13 protein-coding genes are annotated in these 13,436 nt (G+C 55.7%); 3 read left to right on the top strand and 10 right to left on the bottom strand.

The window, feature by feature from the left end; genetic code table 11:
* Positions 1–42 precede the first annotated feature (42 nt).
* Entirely contained in the window at positions 43–1,371 is a 1,329-nt protein-coding gene (argA, locus tag ACTG2T_RS00745; RefSeq protein WP_330124444.1) for an amino-acid N-acetyltransferase, read from the bottom strand.
* Between the two features lie 268 nt (positions 1,372–1,639).
* On the opposite strand from argA, the gene msrA reads away from it, so the two are divergent.
* Complete coding sequence (msrA, locus tag ACTG2T_RS00740; RefSeq protein WP_005333739.1) at positions 1,640–2,272, top strand: peptide-methionine (S)-S-oxide reductase MsrA; 633 nt, start codon at positions 1,640–1,642, stop codon at positions 2,270–2,272.
* Positions 2,273–2,533: 261 nt separating this feature from the next.
* On the opposite strand, the gene ACTG2T_RS00735 is transcribed toward msrA, so the two are convergent.
* The 3 genes from ACTG2T_RS00735 to ACTG2T_RS00725 are packed head-to-tail and all read right to left on the bottom strand — an operon-like array spanning position 2,534 to position 3,795.
* A complete protein-coding gene (locus tag ACTG2T_RS00735) occupies positions 2,534–2,869 on the bottom strand; it encodes a DUF3802 family protein (protein WP_005333735.1) in 336 nt (111 codons plus the stop codon).
* 57 nt (positions 2,870–2,926) lie between these two features.
* A complete protein-coding gene (locus ACTG2T_RS00730) occupies positions 2,927–3,415 on the bottom strand; it encodes a GNAT family N-acetyltransferase (protein WP_265776051.1) in 489 nt (162 codons plus the stop codon).
* Complete coding sequence (locus ACTG2T_RS00725) at positions 3,412–3,795, bottom strand: MmcQ/YjbR family DNA-binding protein (RefSeq protein ID WP_330124443.1); 384 nt, start codon at positions 3,793–3,795, stop codon at positions 3,412–3,414. Before ACTG2T_RS00725 ends, ACTG2T_RS00730 begins: the two co-directional genes overlap by 4 nt.
* A 118-nt stretch (positions 3,796–3,913) precedes the next feature.
* Here ACTG2T_RS00725 and ACTG2T_RS00720 point away from each other — a divergent pair, with 118 nt between their 5' ends.
* Positions 3,914–4,705: an alpha/beta fold hydrolase gene (locus ACTG2T_RS00720; RefSeq protein ID WP_181221961.1), complete on the top strand. Its 792-nt coding sequence runs from the start codon at positions 3,914–3,916 to the stop codon at positions 4,703–4,705.
* Between the two features lie 184 nt (positions 4,706–4,889).
* On the opposite strand, the gene dgt is transcribed toward ACTG2T_RS00720, so the two are convergent.
* The 6 genes from dgt to ACTG2T_RS00690 all read right to left on the bottom strand — a co-directional run bounded on the left by dgt (position 4,890) and on the right by ACTG2T_RS00690 (position 12,745).
* A complete protein-coding gene (gene dgt, locus ACTG2T_RS00715) occupies positions 4,890–6,344 on the bottom strand; it encodes a dGTPase (protein WP_181221962.1) in 1,455 nt (484 codons plus the stop codon).
* A gap of 67 nt (positions 6,345–6,411) precedes the next feature.
* Positions 6,412–7,146, bottom strand: a complete 735-nt coding sequence (locus ACTG2T_RS00710) for a hypothetical protein (protein WP_330124442.1) — start codon at positions 7,144–7,146, stop codon at positions 6,412–6,414.
* Positions 7,147–7,731: 585 nt separating this feature from the next.
* Entirely contained in the window at positions 7,732–8,214 is a 483-nt protein-coding gene (locus ACTG2T_RS00705) for an MgtC/SapB family protein (RefSeq protein WP_240337334.1), read from the bottom strand.
* A gap of 234 nt (positions 8,215–8,448) precedes the next feature.
* Positions 8,449–9,522 carry a lipocalin-like domain-containing protein gene (locus ACTG2T_RS00700; RefSeq protein WP_330124441.1) on the bottom strand — a complete coding sequence of 358 codons (1,074 nt, stop codon included), beginning with the start codon at positions 9,520–9,522 and terminating at the stop codon, positions 8,449–8,451.
* Between the two features lie 88 nt (positions 9,523–9,610).
* The gene (locus ACTG2T_RS00695; protein WP_265776053.1) at positions 9,611–12,034 is read right to left on the bottom strand and encodes an ABC transporter permease; all 2,424 of its coding nucleotides are present in this window, start codon (positions 12,032–12,034) and stop codon (positions 9,611–9,613) included.
* 30 nt (positions 12,035–12,064) lie between these two features.
* Positions 12,065–12,745, bottom strand: a complete 681-nt coding sequence (locus ACTG2T_RS00690; RefSeq protein ID WP_265776054.1) for an ABC transporter ATP-binding protein — start codon at positions 12,743–12,745, stop codon at positions 12,065–12,067.
* Between the two features lie 197 nt (positions 12,746–12,942).
* Here ACTG2T_RS00690 and ACTG2T_RS00685 point away from each other — a divergent pair, with 197 nt between their 5' ends.
* Positions 12,943–13,410: a DUF4357 domain-containing protein gene (locus ACTG2T_RS00685; RefSeq protein ID WP_005333716.1), complete on the top strand. Its 468-nt coding sequence runs from the start codon at positions 12,943–12,945 to the stop codon at positions 13,408–13,410.
* The last annotated feature ends 26 nt before the right edge of the window (positions 13,411–13,436 follow it).

Below are 13,436 nucleotides of genomic sequence, written 5' to 3'. Positions count from 1 at the left end.
AAAAGTTCAAATTGTCGGCTAACTCAACGCAGAATCAATGGCTTAGGCAATGGTCTTTGACAAAACCTTGGAACGGCGCTGCCAGTTGTAGAGACGCTGGCGCGCCACCGGCAGATCTTCCACTTCCAGCGGATCGAAGCCCCGCTCCCGGAACCAGTGGATGGAGCGGGTGGTGAGTACGAACAGGCGGCGAATGCCGAGCCGCTTGGCCCGCTCGGCCACCTTGGCCACCAGCTGATCCCCCCGGTTGGAGTTGCGATAGTCGGGGTGGATGGCGACGCAGGCCATCTCCGCCATCGCCTCTTCCATAAAGCAGTAGAGGGCCGCGCAGCCGATGATGAGACCATCGCGCTCGATGATGGTGAACTTGTCGATCTCCATCTCCAGTTGTTCGCGGGAGCGGCGCACCAGAATGCCTTCCTCCTCCAGCGGGCGAATGAGATCCAGAATGCCGCCGATATCCTCGATGGTGGCGGCGCGGGCCTGCTCGGCACTTTCCCGCACTATCTGGGTGCCGAGGCCGTCGCGACTGAACAGCTCCTGCAGCATGGCGCCATCATCCTGATAGCTCACCAGATGGGAGCGGGGCACGCCGCCACGGCAGGAGGCAATGGCCGCACGCAGATAACGGGCGGTGCCGGACATCTCTTCGCCAGCCTGCTCCAGCTCAACCAGCAGCTCTTCGGCCTGCTCGGGGAAGAGCTCGGAGATGGCTTCGCCGCGTCTGTCCATCACCCCCTGGGTGCTGCTAAAGCAGATGAGCTTGTCCGCCTTGAGGTCGACCGCCACCCGGCGGGCCACCTCTTCGGAGCTCAGGTTAAAGCTCTCGCCGGTGACCGAGCAGCCGATGGGGGAGATGAGCACCAGACTCTTCTGATCGAGCTGGCGGGTGATCCCCTCCACGTCGATGCGGCGCACCCGGCCGCTGTGGCAAAAGTCGATGCCATCATCCACCCCCAGCGGCTGGGCGGTGACGAAGTTGCCGCTCACCACGCTGATCCGAGCTCCCTGCATTGGTGTGTTCGCGAGCCCCATGGAGAGCTGGGCGGTGATGTCGTATTGCAGGCCGCCACACACCTGCTTGATGATGGTGAAACTCTCGTCATCGGTGACCCGGATCCGCCTGTGATACTGGGCCTCGATACCGGCGCGGGCCAGCGCTTCATCGTTTTGCGGACGTGAACCAAACACCAGCACCAGGCGTATGCCCAGTGTCTGCAGCAGAGCGATATCGCTGACGATATTGGCGAAGTTGGGGTGGCAGATGGCTTCTCCCCCCATCATCAGCACAAAGGTGGCACCCCGATGCACATTGACATAGGGGGTGGATTGCCGGAAGGCATTGACCAGACTGGGTTCGCGTTCACGCACTTGATATTTCTTCCATAAAAAAACAGCGATTGGCTCAATATATGAAAATTAATTCACAAATCAAGACTAAATATTGATTTTGGCCGTTTCTGCTCTACGAGGGGCGGCTTGGCCGTGCGGATCGGGAAAGAGTGACGGACGGTGCAGATGGCCGCCGGAGCGAGCGGGGAGGGGCCCGCCGGTTGATCCGGCGCGATAAACTGCTATCTTCGATGCTCCTTTTCGTCAGCTGTGTGATTTCACAGGGTTTTATACAAGGACAGAATTCATGGAACAGATTATTTCACCGGCAGATGCCCTGCCGGGACGACGCGAAGCGATGGTGATTGGTCAGCAGCATGCGGTGAATGGCAACCCGACCCAGGGTCCCTGGCCCGAGAACATGGCGATCGCCTGGTTTGGTATGGGCTGTTTCTGGGGCGTGGAGCGCCTGTTCTGGCAGCAGCCGGGCGTCTACTCCACCGCGGCCGGATATCAGGGCGGCGTGACCCAGAATCCCACCTACAAAGAGGTGTGCAGCGGCCTGACCGGCCATGCCGAGACGGTGCAGGTGGTGTTTGATCCGGCGGTGATCAGCTATGGCGATCTGCTCAGACTGTTCTGGGAACAGCACGATCCGGCGCAGGGGATGCGTCAGGGCGGGGACATTGGCACCCAGTATCGCTCGGTGATCTTCTATGGCGACGAGAGCCAGCAGATCATTGCCCAGCAGAGCATGGCGGCCTATCAGCAGGCGATGGCGGCAAGCGGCGACAGCCGTGCCATCACCACCCGCATTTTGCCGCTGGCGCCCTTCTACTACGCCGAGGATTACCATCAGCAATATCTGGAGAAAAACCCGGATGGTTACTGCGGATTGGGTGGCATTGGAGTCTGTTTGCCGCCCAGCCTTAACCGCTGAACAGGTTTGTAGTCGATTTCTTAATAAAAGTGAAAATAAATGGTCGGAGGAGGGAACTTATTGCGACCAGTCGGGACTAACTAGGTAGCGTCCAGGGATCGGATGCAAAGTCCAGACACATTTCTTGCCTTGATAACCGCCTGATGAATGAACGCACTGGCGGGTTGAAAATGATAGCAAGCAGGGCTGCCCACCAAGGCGGCCCTTTTCCTTATCTGCTGTTTTGCAATCTTGCGTTGGGCGGGAGAGCCGGACGGCAGATCAGCCGATGGCGCTGTCGAACAGGTTCTTGATGAGATCGATAAACTCGATGAGGAAGGTTTTCTGTTCCGGGGTAGGGGCGCGCAGCCAGACGGCGGAGAGCACCTCTTCCAGATCGGCGACCACGGCGTCGGCCTCCTGCATGATGGCGAAACGTACCTTGGGATCGAGCTGGGGGTTTTGCTCGCAAATGGCCATCAGGTTGCTGGCAACTCGGCCACTGACCAGATCTTCGATGGTCTCTTCACCATCGTTCTGCTGCTGGGATTCAAACAATCCCAAACTCTCCACCAGATACTCGATCAGCGAGATATAGCCTTCACTTTCTACCACCATGGTTGCTGCCTCAATACAGTAACAATACGAAAATTAAGCGTATTTTAGTGGCTTGCCCTAGCTTGGCAAGCAGCAGTGCAGGCGATGGCGAGTAAAACTGACTCCGCCCCGCTCCACGCACTCCAGCCCGGTCAACGTAAAGCCATGTCGTAAAAATAGCTCATAACTGAAGGCGCTGGCCTCGGTGGTGATGAGGGTCATACCGAGCCCTCGAGCCCCCGCGAGCGCCGTGGTGAGCAGCAGATTGCCCAGTCCCTGGCGCTGATGGTCGGCGCTCACATAGAGCAGACTGAGGTGGCCATCGGGGCTCAGAGTGACAAACCCGAGGGGCACATTTGCCTGCTCCGCCACCCAGCCGTGGTGCTCGCGCAGCTGGCTGACAAAGCCCGGATGGCGCGCGCCGAGGGCCCACTGCTCCACCTGCTCGGCGCTGTAGTGCTCGGGGCCGCTGCGTCGCACCGCCTGCTCAAACAGGGTTACGAGGGCGGGGATATGTGCCTCGCCAAGGGGGACAATACAAAGTGCTGGATTAAGTGCTGGGGTCATAAGGTTGGGTCGTCAGTGGGGGAGAGGGGGCGCGGCGCCTGTGGCCGTTTGGCTTTGGGCAGACCCGCGACAACCCGCTCATAGGAGTGGTGCACCCAGCCCTGCCACAGATCATCTGGCAAGGTGCTGTTCAGGGTCACTGTGTTCCAGTGTTGCTTGTTCATATGCCAGCCCGGTTTGACCCCGGGGTGGATCTCGCGCAGCAGCAACGCCAGCTCGGGCTCGCATTTGAGGTTGATGGTTAGTGGCTCGGCCTGCCAATCCACCAGCGAGAACATCTTCCCCGCGATGCGGTAGACCAGGATCTCCGGGCCAAATGGGGTATCTTCGGTGGCGCCCGGCAGGGTCAGCAGAAAGTGGCGCAAACGGGTCAAATCCATGGAAAGTTCTCGCGCAAGGGGTGATCCGGGTCATGTCAGGCGCATATCTATCGGCGGGGCTGTTCTGTTAATATGCGCGCAGCCGAGTATACCCCCCATCACCAAGGGAGCCTATTGGATGTTGTATCACAAGACTTTCGAACTGGGTCCCGAGCGGGATTGGGTGGTGTTTGTCCACGGTGCCGGTGGCAGCTCCTCCATCTGGTTCAAGCAACTGCGCGCCTATCGCGAGCACTTCAACGTGCTGCTGCTGGATTTGCGCGGCCACGGCCAGTCCCACCAACTGCAACAGGTGGTCAAGGGCCACTACAGCTTTCGGGAAGTGACCGAAGATATCGTTCGGCTGCTCGATCATCTCGATATTCGCCGCGCCCACTTTGTCGGCATCTCCCTTGGCACCATCCTTATTCGCCATCTGGCCGAGCTCTGCCCGGAGCGGGTGAAAAGCATGGTACTGGGGGGCGCCATTTTGCGGCTCGATATCCGCTCGCGGGTGCTGGTGCAGCTGGGCCGACTCGGCCAGCACTTCCTGCCCTATATGTGGCTCTACCGGCTGTTTGCCTTCATCATCATGCCGCGCCAGCACCATCAGGAGTCGCGCAACCTCTTTGTGCGCGAGGCCCGTAAGCTCTGCCAGAAAGAGTTCAAACGCTGGTTCCGCCTTGCCACCGAGGTTAACCCGCTGATGCGTTATTTTCGCGAACGCTCCCTGCCCATTCCCACTCTTTATGTGATGGGGGAGGAGGATCATATGTTTCTGGCGCCGGTGCGCGAACAGGTGGCCCGCGATGCCAGCTCTTCGCTGGCGGTCATTGAACAGTGCGGCCATGTCTGCAATGTGGAGCAGCCGGAGCAGTTTAATCGTCGTACCCTGGCGTTTATTCAATCGCTGGGGGTAGGGATGAAATGAATTTTCGCCAATATATCTGACTTCATTATCACCAAACGTTCATCTAGTTTTAGTGCACGGATAGATAAAAGTAGCCCCAGTAAAGTGAATTTACCGGGGCTACTTTTTGGCAATTTACCGTAGTTTTTTACGTTTCAGATCTAGGTTTAAGTTAAATTCATGGAGGATAACGTAAAGTTATAGTTTATGTTGAAGCACTGAGGTCTTGGTACTCTTTCAATGCGAAATGGTCTGTCATACCACTGATGTAATCTATTATTAACCTCACTCTATAATAATGTTCGTATAATTTTTGATTGCTAGTTACTTCTGTTGTTTCAAAAATTTCTTTAGTTGATAGAGAGTATGTGGTTCTATACTTCTCTGACAAATTATGGAATAGTCTTGTTTCTATGGGATGACTCTTAAGGTGGTTATTTTGAGTGAGGGCTTTGATATCCTCAAAGCTAAGTTTAATCAATGGAGTATAAAGGTCTAATAATCCAGAGATCACGGAATATCCCTTCAGTTCTAATTTTTCAACTTCTTTAGAATTAAAAACATTGTTAATTGCAACTAAACGTAAAGTCTCGGTAGCAAAATGATATTTATCATTGCCATCAAGTAGTGATTCATCAAAGTGACCATCAAAAATAGATTGGTGATTATTGACAAATCTTACTGCTGCATACCTTGCCAGATCATTTACTAAAATTGTTCTAAGGGTGAGTATGTATGCATGATTTTTATTTGTGGGTGTGTTCTGGTAGGCACCATATGCTTTGTTAATTATTTCATTAAGATAGTTTCTCTCATCTACATTACTAATCTTAATTTTTAAATAATCCCAGGTTTTAGTTATTTCGCTATGTAGTTTTTCAATAGACAAAATCCCTTTGTCCACAGCATCGTCAAGATCGGCTATGCAATATGAAATATCATCAGCAGCCTCCATTATATAGGTAAGGGGGAATCTACAACCAGCTGTTATTGATAGAGCTTTTTGGATGTTATTAATTAGATCCTCTTCAGAGAGGAAGAAGCCTGGTTTTTTACAACGATATTTATGTGTTGAACTCCCACCTGGCTTTGGGTGATATGCTGGACGAGTATATTTTATTAAGCATGCTAACTGAGTATATGTTAAATTTAATGAGTGAAGGCTATGTAAAATCCTAATGCCTTGCGCATTTCCTTCGAAATTAATAATGTCTTGAATTACATTCTGACAATCCTCAACCTTACTATATAATGCATTAAATATCGGAGAGACCTTTTCTTTAGACCATATATTTATGGCCATTTCACCAAAATGACCGAAAGGAGGGTTTCCTATATCGTGCAGTAAACATGAAATTTCAACAGCGCTAATAAAACCATCAATTTTATCATCTAATCCACAGTCAGTTAATGGTAGTGCTGATAATACTAGCTTGCTGATATATCTCCCGACTTGTTGAACTTCAAGGGAGTGGGTGAGCCTACTTCGAACAGCTGCATTTTTTTCTAGTGGAAAAACCTGAGTTTTTTGTTGAAGACGTCGCAGAGCGGCAGATGTTAGGGCTCGCCCTCTATCACTCTCCATTTCTTCATTGAAGTCTCTGCCATTTACTGTTGATATTCTATAGCGGTCTGTTTTTAACTTAATTGAATAATCCATTCTTGCCTCTTGGGTACATACTTAAAATATCTTGAGCTTATGTTGAACTATATCTGTTTTTTGGTTTTTAAGAGTATAGTCGGTGTGGATATTTCCTTTTAAACTCTATTTTTAATTGAGAGTGAACATCTATTATATGGCTTCTAACCCTTGGTAATTGCATGAAAATTTCATTGGTAAATTCAATGAGAGAAGGCAATAAAGCATTTCCTACAATTTTTTCTAGCTCTGCTAGGCTATAATATCCACCTGGATATAAATGATGCTGAACTTTTCGTTGGTAGTCGTTTATATATAGATTATTTCTTCTCATAATTGTATAAGAAAGAGATTTGAAGTCTCTTTGGCTACGGTCTAACTCTGATAATAAGTCTGAGTTTGATGACGATAACAAAAAAAGACTCCTTTCAATATTTATGGCATCGCACAGAGAATCGTCAAACTTTAGTGATTCTAGTTGTAAGGCTCTAGTGGTTTCATCCAAACTCTGGAATATTGCTATTCTTTTCTCAAACATTGATATAAACATTGCTTGACGTTCTAGGATAAAAATTATATATCTCAGGTAGTTAATCTCACATTCTTCTTTGTCTTCCGCTCTGGAATAAACAACATGAAAAAGAGTAAGTAATGCTGCGATAGCACCTGCTGACGCAAGAAAAACACCAAGTGAATTTAGTATTGATATAAAGTCACGTGATTCACTATCTGAATATGCTAAAACAACCGCAGAAGCATAAAATCCCAAAAAAGCAAAGCAAATATGTAAAGAATAACGGATTAAAAGGCTCTTCACTGTCATCCTCATCACTTGATGTATTTAATAAAATAATAATCCCATTGGCGATGTTGCTGATATGTAAACGCTAAATAATAATGATTTGTTCACTTGTGGTTGATATATGGAAATACTTGATATTTTTTGAACGCTAATATTATTACTAATAACGTTGAATTTACCCATCAGCAGAGAAGATAGCTACCGCACGGGGTTACAGCTCCCCGCGTGCGACCTTTAACCAGAATGAAAATGGGTAAATCATGGGCTTACCTCGGCTGCTTTTGGGGCTGTGAGGGCCAGATGAGCAAGGTATCAAACACCTACCAACAAAAGTGAGTAAAAAGTTAGTTATCGCTCGGATTTTGAAAGGTTTTTTGACAAGGATCAGACTTGAGCCAAGTTGGCTGCGGGTTGAGTGGGTAAGTGTGTTCAATAAACAAGCAGACAAGGCATCCTTGACGACTGGCGCCAAGTGACAGAAGTGGCTGGGCAATATCACGGTTATGCCCTGTTATCAGGGCTATGGGGTTCGGGTCATCGAGCAGACCGGCCACTCGGGTGGCCGGTATCTGCAGAGGGCCGCAGTCAGTGGGGGGCCAGTGAGGATTACTCACGGCCCTCTTTTTTGATCCCCAGCAGCCAAGGCACGATGGTCAGAATAAACAGCGCGATCAGGGTGGCGAGCACCGCGGTGGACTCTCGGCCCATACCCGCGGCAATGCCGATGGCGGCGGTAACCCAGATACCGGCGGCCGTGGTCAGCCCCTTGGTTTCTGTTTGTCGGGTGCCCAGAATGATGGTGCCAGCTCCCAGAAATCCCACCCCGGCAGTGAGACCCTGCAACACCCGGGTCAGATCGGCAGTTGATGCGCCAGCTTGCTGGGGGATCAGCACGAACAGGGCTGCGCCAATACTGACCAGCATATGGGTGCGGATCCCGGCACTTTTCCCTTTCTGTTCACGTTCGTAGCCTAATAGACCGCCGAGCAGACCAGCCACCAGCAGGCGCAATACAATCTGGGTCATCTGCTTGATATCTTGAATATCGGCGAACTCGGAGACGATGGTCTGCCAGATCTCTTGCCACATAAATGCCATCCTTGTGCATGCTGCATATGAATTGAACGAATCAAACCGGTTAATACTGTCGCCATGGGGGCTGTACGAAAATACGCCATGAGACCGTATCCGCAGGGTATCAAACGCTGACTTCCCTTGTTGAGTAGAAACCTCTCCAAGTTGTCGGATTTTAATGAGTTCTTGATAGCGCCCTGCTTTTGAATCAAGCGTCAGAATAAGGGATGACCGGCGATGGTCGCAGGCTTAATAGCCGGTCATCTCCAGATAGCCGACCCCCTTGGCATCCCCCGAGACAGAGACTGCACCCTCCCAGTAGTCAAAGCGACCTGTCATGGCCTGATTGGGCTGACGTGCTTTGATGGTGAGGCTCATTCCGGCGGCGTTTAGCTGCCACTCAACGGGGTACGCTTGCCCCTTGGGGCCGCGCCAGGTGTTGCCCGGCGTAAGGCGAATCGCGTCGGGGGCGATCACCCGGCTGCTGCCATCCCGCTCAATCAAAATCCCGTAACGGTTCTCAGGCTCGGCGCGGCCCGCCTTGGTGCGCAGGCGAAACAGCATCAGCTCGCGGCCATCGTTCAACTGGAGCGAAAACCAGTCCCAGCCCGATTGCCACTCGGCCAATACCGAGCTGCTCCACTCGTGATCAAACCACCCTTGGCCGGTGATGGTGCGGGTCTCGCCATCACGAGTCAGGGTGCCGCTCAGCTGCAGGCGCGGGTAGGAGTAGTAAAAGGAGGCGTTGCCCGGGCTCTTCTCGCTGTAACCGGCCTTGCCTTGCAGCACCAGCGGCTTGGCAGCAGTGACGGTGAGGTTCAGCTCGCCAATCTTGCTCTGCACCTTGAGGGTGGCGGGGAAGAGCGCCGCCCCTTGCGAGGCAAGCCGCCACTCCCTTAGCCAATATTGACCGCCGCTGGCTCCCGCCAGTCCCGGCCCCTGCCGACTGGCCCGTTCATCTTGCTGGTGGCTGCCACGGTCGAGATCCGTGATGGCAAACTGGGCCAGCCAGAGCTGGGGGGTGAGCCAGGGGTTGCTGGTGCGGAGTTCTTGTTCGATCCCTTGGCGAAACAGGGTCCACTGCATGCCATATTCGCGCCCCTCCTCATCCTTGAGATTGCCGGTGAGATACCACCACTCGGAGCGGTAATCGGGGTGGGCGGCGTGATCCTCCGGCAGCTGGATGGTTTGCCCCGGCAGCACCTTTTTAAAGCTGTCGTTGCCACCGCCGAGCAGGGCGCCCAGATCGCTGGCAGCGATAGCCCCGCTATAGAGCGTCCAGAGCATACCCAGCGCCAGCGGCCACCCTTTGATCTGTTTCATACCACTCTCCTTGCCGCATACCAGGAGGCCAATGCGCCGCGTATCAGGTGTGAGAGCCAGCATGCTGGCGTATCTCGCGGTTGTTGGCTCATACCACTCTCCTTGCCGCATACCAGGAGGCCAATGCGCCACAGACCGGTGCCAGCAACAGGGCGGTGACCGCATGAAGGGGGGCGGCCTCGAAGGCGAGGCGCCAGCCAAAGGCGCGGGGATTGACCACTTCGATCAGCACCCAGGCGAGGCCATACCCCACCGGCAGGGCCAGCAGGGCGGTGAGCAGCCCCAATCCCGCTCCTTGCCACACCAGCAGCTGGCGGCAGTGGTGGGGGCTCAAGCCCAGACTCTGCAAGGTCTGCAGCTCACCACGGCGCGCCAGCCCCAGCACCATAAAAGCCGAGCCAATCCCGACAAAGGCGATGCCGAGGATCAGCAGTTTCAATAGCTCGGTCACCACAAAGGTCTGGTCAAACACCTTGAGCGCCGCGCTGTGAATGGCGGGGGCGGAGAGCAGATTGAGCTGCTCGCCAAAGCGCTCGCGCAGGCGATCGGCCAGCTGTTCGGGGTCGTTGCTAAAGAGGGCGAGGGATTGCACCGCCCCCGCCTCGAAGGCGTGCAGGAGTTGCCCCTTGTCGCTGCCGTAGTCCTGATAGACGCCGGTGACGGTGAACTGCCTTGGCCCCTGTTCGCCACTGATCGCCAACGTCTGGCCCACCTTGACCCCGAGGCGCACCGTCAGCGGTTCGCTCGCAAGCACTTCGTCGGGACGGGTCGGCCAGCGTCCGGCCAGCAGCGGATAGGCCGCTTTAAGCTGGGGGATAAAGTCCATCTGCGCCCACTCGATGGGCTGCTCCTGCCAGCGGGCGGGGTGAACCGAGCGGCGCGAGGCGGCGCTCACCAGCGGATTGGCGAGCAGGGTCTTAAGGGTTGTGTCGCTTAAAGTGCCCTTGCTGCCCGCCACCCCCTTGGGGGCGGTGACATAGAGATCGGCGGCCAGACGCTGGCCGAGCCAGATCTCCACGCTGGAGCGAAAGCTCGACACCATGACCCCGATGCCGATGGCCGCGGCGATGGCCAGCTGCAATGCCATCACCGCGATGGCGGTGCGATCGAGGTGATAGAGGGTCTCGGCCACCCCGAGCCGGGCGGTGAGGGGGCCGCCCGCGCGCCGTCGCAACCAGCCAAGCAGGCCGCGCAGGGCATCGGGCAGCCAGAGCGCCATGGCCAGCAGCCAGCCGCCGGCGATAAACAGCGCACCGGTGAGACCGGTTTGCGGCAACCACAGGCACAGAGCGCACAGCAGCAAGATGGCGATGGCCAGCACGCGCCGTCGCCACGGGTGAGCGGGAGGACGGCTGCTGCCGGCACGCAGTTCTAGGGGGGATTGGCGCAGCAGTTGCCACCAGCCGGGCAGGTTGGCGGCCAGCGTGCCGAGCAGCCCGATCAACAGCGCCTTGAGCAGGCTCACAGGGGAGAGGCGCAACAGATCAATGGGGTTGGGCCCATAGAGATCGGCCAGCGCCTGGGTCAGTTGCCCCATCAGTGCCAGCGCCAACAGGCTGCCGAGCAGCACCCCTAGCAGGGTGCCGATGGTGGCAAGAATAAGCAGCTCCAGAATGAGCCAGCGGAGCACTCGGCTCGGCCCCATCCCCAGAATGATCAACTGGGCCAGCTGGGGGCGGCGCACGCTCTGCACAAATCGCTGGGCGTTGAACACCAGAAACAGTCCCACCGCCATGGCGAGCAATGACAGCGCCGTCAGGTTGAGGGCCAGCGCATCGCCAAGCTGGCTGGCATCGAGCGCCGGGCTAATGGGCTCAAGCCACAAGGGCTGGTTCGGGTAACGGGTGTGCAGAGTGGCCTGCAGGGTACGAGCCTCGGCGTCACTTAGCTTGAAGACGATGCGATCGAGCCGACCCGCTTTATCCAGCAGCGGCTGGGCGAGGCCGATGTCGGTGATCAGCAGTCGCTCCATGGGCACGGCGCCCGGTTCAAACGTGCCCGCCAGCGTCAAGGTCAGGGTTCGGGCGCCATCGCTGCCGCCCAATACAAAACGGCGGCTCTGGCCCGCTTGCCAGCCAAGGCGCTCCGCTTCGGGGGCCGACAGCCAGATGCTGTCGGCGCGGTTGAGGGAAAAGGCGGGCTCGCTCGCGGGTTGGGCGCCAAACAGCTGGCGCAGCGGACCGGGGTTGAAGAGATCCATTCCCAGCAGTTGAAAGCTGCGCCCCTCTTCATCCTTGAGCCAGCCATGGAGCTGGGGCATGGCATCGAGGGCGGGCTGGCTGGTCACCAGCTGCACGTAAAGCTGCTCATCCAGCCCGCCAGCGGGGGCCAGCCGGTAGTTGGCTTCTCCTGCCAGCTGGCTGCGGGCGGCGACGAAATTGGTGCGGGCACTGTGATTGAGCAGCTCGATGGCCACCACCAGCGACACTCCCAATACCAGCCCGGCCAGACTCATCAGCAGCAACCAGGGGTGGCTGCGATAGAGGCGCAGCAGCGCTTTGAGTGGCAGCATCAGCGTGCCCCCGACAGACGCAGTCGCTGCTTAGTCATGACGGGGCCCCTTGAGCTCGATAAGTTGCCCCCCTTCAAGGCGCAGCACTCTGTCTGCCAGCGCAGCATAAGCGGGGTTGTGGCTCACCAGCAGCAAGCCTGCGCCAGTGTCGCGCACCGCCGCGATCATTAACTCCATCACCTGTTCGGCATTGTGTTCATCTAGGCTGCCGGTGGGTTCGTCGGCGAGCAGCCAACCGGGTTGATGGATAAGGGCGCGGGCCAGCGCCACCCGCTGTCGCTGACCGCCGGAGAGCTGCTCCGGCCAGGCATGGCGCTTGTGGCTCATATCGAGCCGATGCAGCAACTGGTCAATCCTTGTCTCATCCGGTGGCAGAGCGTTGATGGCGAGCGGCAGGGCCAGATTCTCGGCCACGTTGAGGGTCGGCAGCAGGTTGAAATCCTGATAGACGATGCCGAAATGGCGGCCCCGCAGGCGCGCCCGCTCGTCGGGGGAGCGGGTGTCGATCCGGGTCTCCCCCAGCCAGATCTCCCCCTCGTCCGGTGCAATCAGCCCGGCGATCAGATTGAGCAGGGTCGACTTGCCGCAGCCGCTTTGGCCCAGCAGCAGGGTGATCTCGCCAGCGGGGAGGGCGAGATCGAGATGGTGGAACAGCGGCAGTCGTTCACTGCCGTTATCGAAGCTCTTGCAGAGGTTGCGCAGTGTCAGCATGGGATAACCGTTTGATGGTCAATGGCTTTCATCATGCTTGGTACGCTAGCACGGCCGACAATGATCAACACCCCTTACGGCTGATCAAGAGTGCCAGTTAGTGATCAAGGCGGCAAAAGAGCAGTGGATCCTCGCTGGATCCCGCTTGCCCGAGGTGGTTAGAATAGGGGCTTCCATGGGTCACAGGATGAGCAAGGATGTTACACAAGCAAGTCAGTTTTATCATCGATAGCAAGGGCAACAAGCAGGCTGCCGTCGTCCCCATCGAGATCTACAACGAGCTGATGACCCTGCAAAAGGCACTCTCTGACAACCGGCCGGGGGAGCGCGAGCTCTACCACTTCAACGGCAAAGGGGCCGAGGCCCACGGTTATCCGGTGGGCAAGCGGCAAAATCCGGGCTTTATGGTGCTGGCCGGTTCCACCGCCAATGGCGAGGATGCCGCCTCTTTGCGTGAAGCGGTGATCGAGCTGCGTCACGAACTGCTGGAGAAGGGGGTCATAGTGCCCCGCAGTCAGGGCGGCTTTGTCTTTACCGCCGATCAGCTGTTCAACAGCCCGAGTCTGGCCGCCAGTCTGGTGGCGGGCAATAACCGCAGCGGTCTGGATGCCTGGCAAAACAGCGCAGGCTATACCCTCAAGCAGTCGGGTTTCGGCAAGAAATAATCCCGCGTTTCGACAGCAAACCAATT

The sequence above is a fragment of the Aeromonas sp. 75A genome (genome assembly GCF_051919425.1).
GTDB classification, from domain to species: Bacteria; Pseudomonadota; Gammaproteobacteria; order Enterobacterales; family Aeromonadaceae; genus Aeromonas; species Aeromonas veronii.
The sequence above is the reverse complement of the archived record's forward strand: the minus strand, read 5'-3'. Positions and strand labels throughout refer to the sequence as shown.

What these genes read in the sequence shown, in the direction of transcription:
- msrA (WP_005333739.1), top strand. Translation starts at nt 1,640, where the DNA reads ATGGAACAGATTATTTCACCGGCAGATGCCCTGCCGGGACGACGCGAA.
- ACTG2T_RS00735 (WP_005333735.1), bottom strand. Translation starts at nt 2,869, where the DNA reads ATGGTGGTAGAAAGTGAAGGCTATATCTCGCTGATCGAGTATCTGGTG.
- ACTG2T_RS00730 (WP_265776051.1), bottom strand. Translation starts at nt 3,415, where the DNA reads ATGACCCCAGCACTTAATCCAGCACTTTGTATTGTCCCCCTTGGCGAG.
- ACTG2T_RS00725 (WP_330124443.1), bottom strand. Translation starts at nt 3,795, where the DNA reads ATGGATTTGACCCGTTTGCGCCACTTTCTGCTGACCCTGCCGGGCGCC.
- ACTG2T_RS00720 (WP_181221961.1), top strand. Translation starts at nt 3,914, where the DNA reads ATGTTGTATCACAAGACTTTCGAACTGGGTCCCGAGCGGGATTGGGTG.
- dgt (WP_181221962.1), bottom strand. Translation starts at nt 6,344, where the DNA reads ATGGATTATTCAATTAAGTTAAAAACAGACCGCTATAGAATATCAACA.
- ACTG2T_RS00710 (WP_330124442.1), bottom strand. Translation starts at nt 7,146, where the DNA reads ATGACAGTGAAGAGCCTTTTAATCCGTTATTCTTTACATATTTGCTTT.
- ACTG2T_RS00705 (WP_240337334.1), bottom strand. Translation starts at nt 8,214, where the DNA reads ATGTGGCAAGAGATCTGGCAGACCATCGTCTCCGAGTTCGCCGATATT.
- ACTG2T_RS00700 (WP_330124441.1), bottom strand. Translation starts at nt 9,522, where the DNA reads ATGAAACAGATCAAAGGGTGGCCGCTGGCGCTGGGTATGCTCTGGACG.
- ACTG2T_RS00695 (WP_265776053.1), bottom strand. Translation starts at nt 12,034, where the DNA reads ATGCTGCCACTCAAAGCGCTGCTGCGCCTCTATCGCAGCCACCCCTGG.
- ACTG2T_RS00690 (WP_265776054.1), bottom strand. Translation starts at nt 12,745, where the DNA reads ATGCTGACACTGCGCAACCTCTGCAAGAGCTTCGATAACGGCAGTGAA.
- ACTG2T_RS00685 (WP_005333716.1), top strand. Translation starts at nt 12,943, where the DNA reads ATGTTACACAAGCAAGTCAGTTTTATCATCGATAGCAAGGGCAACAAG.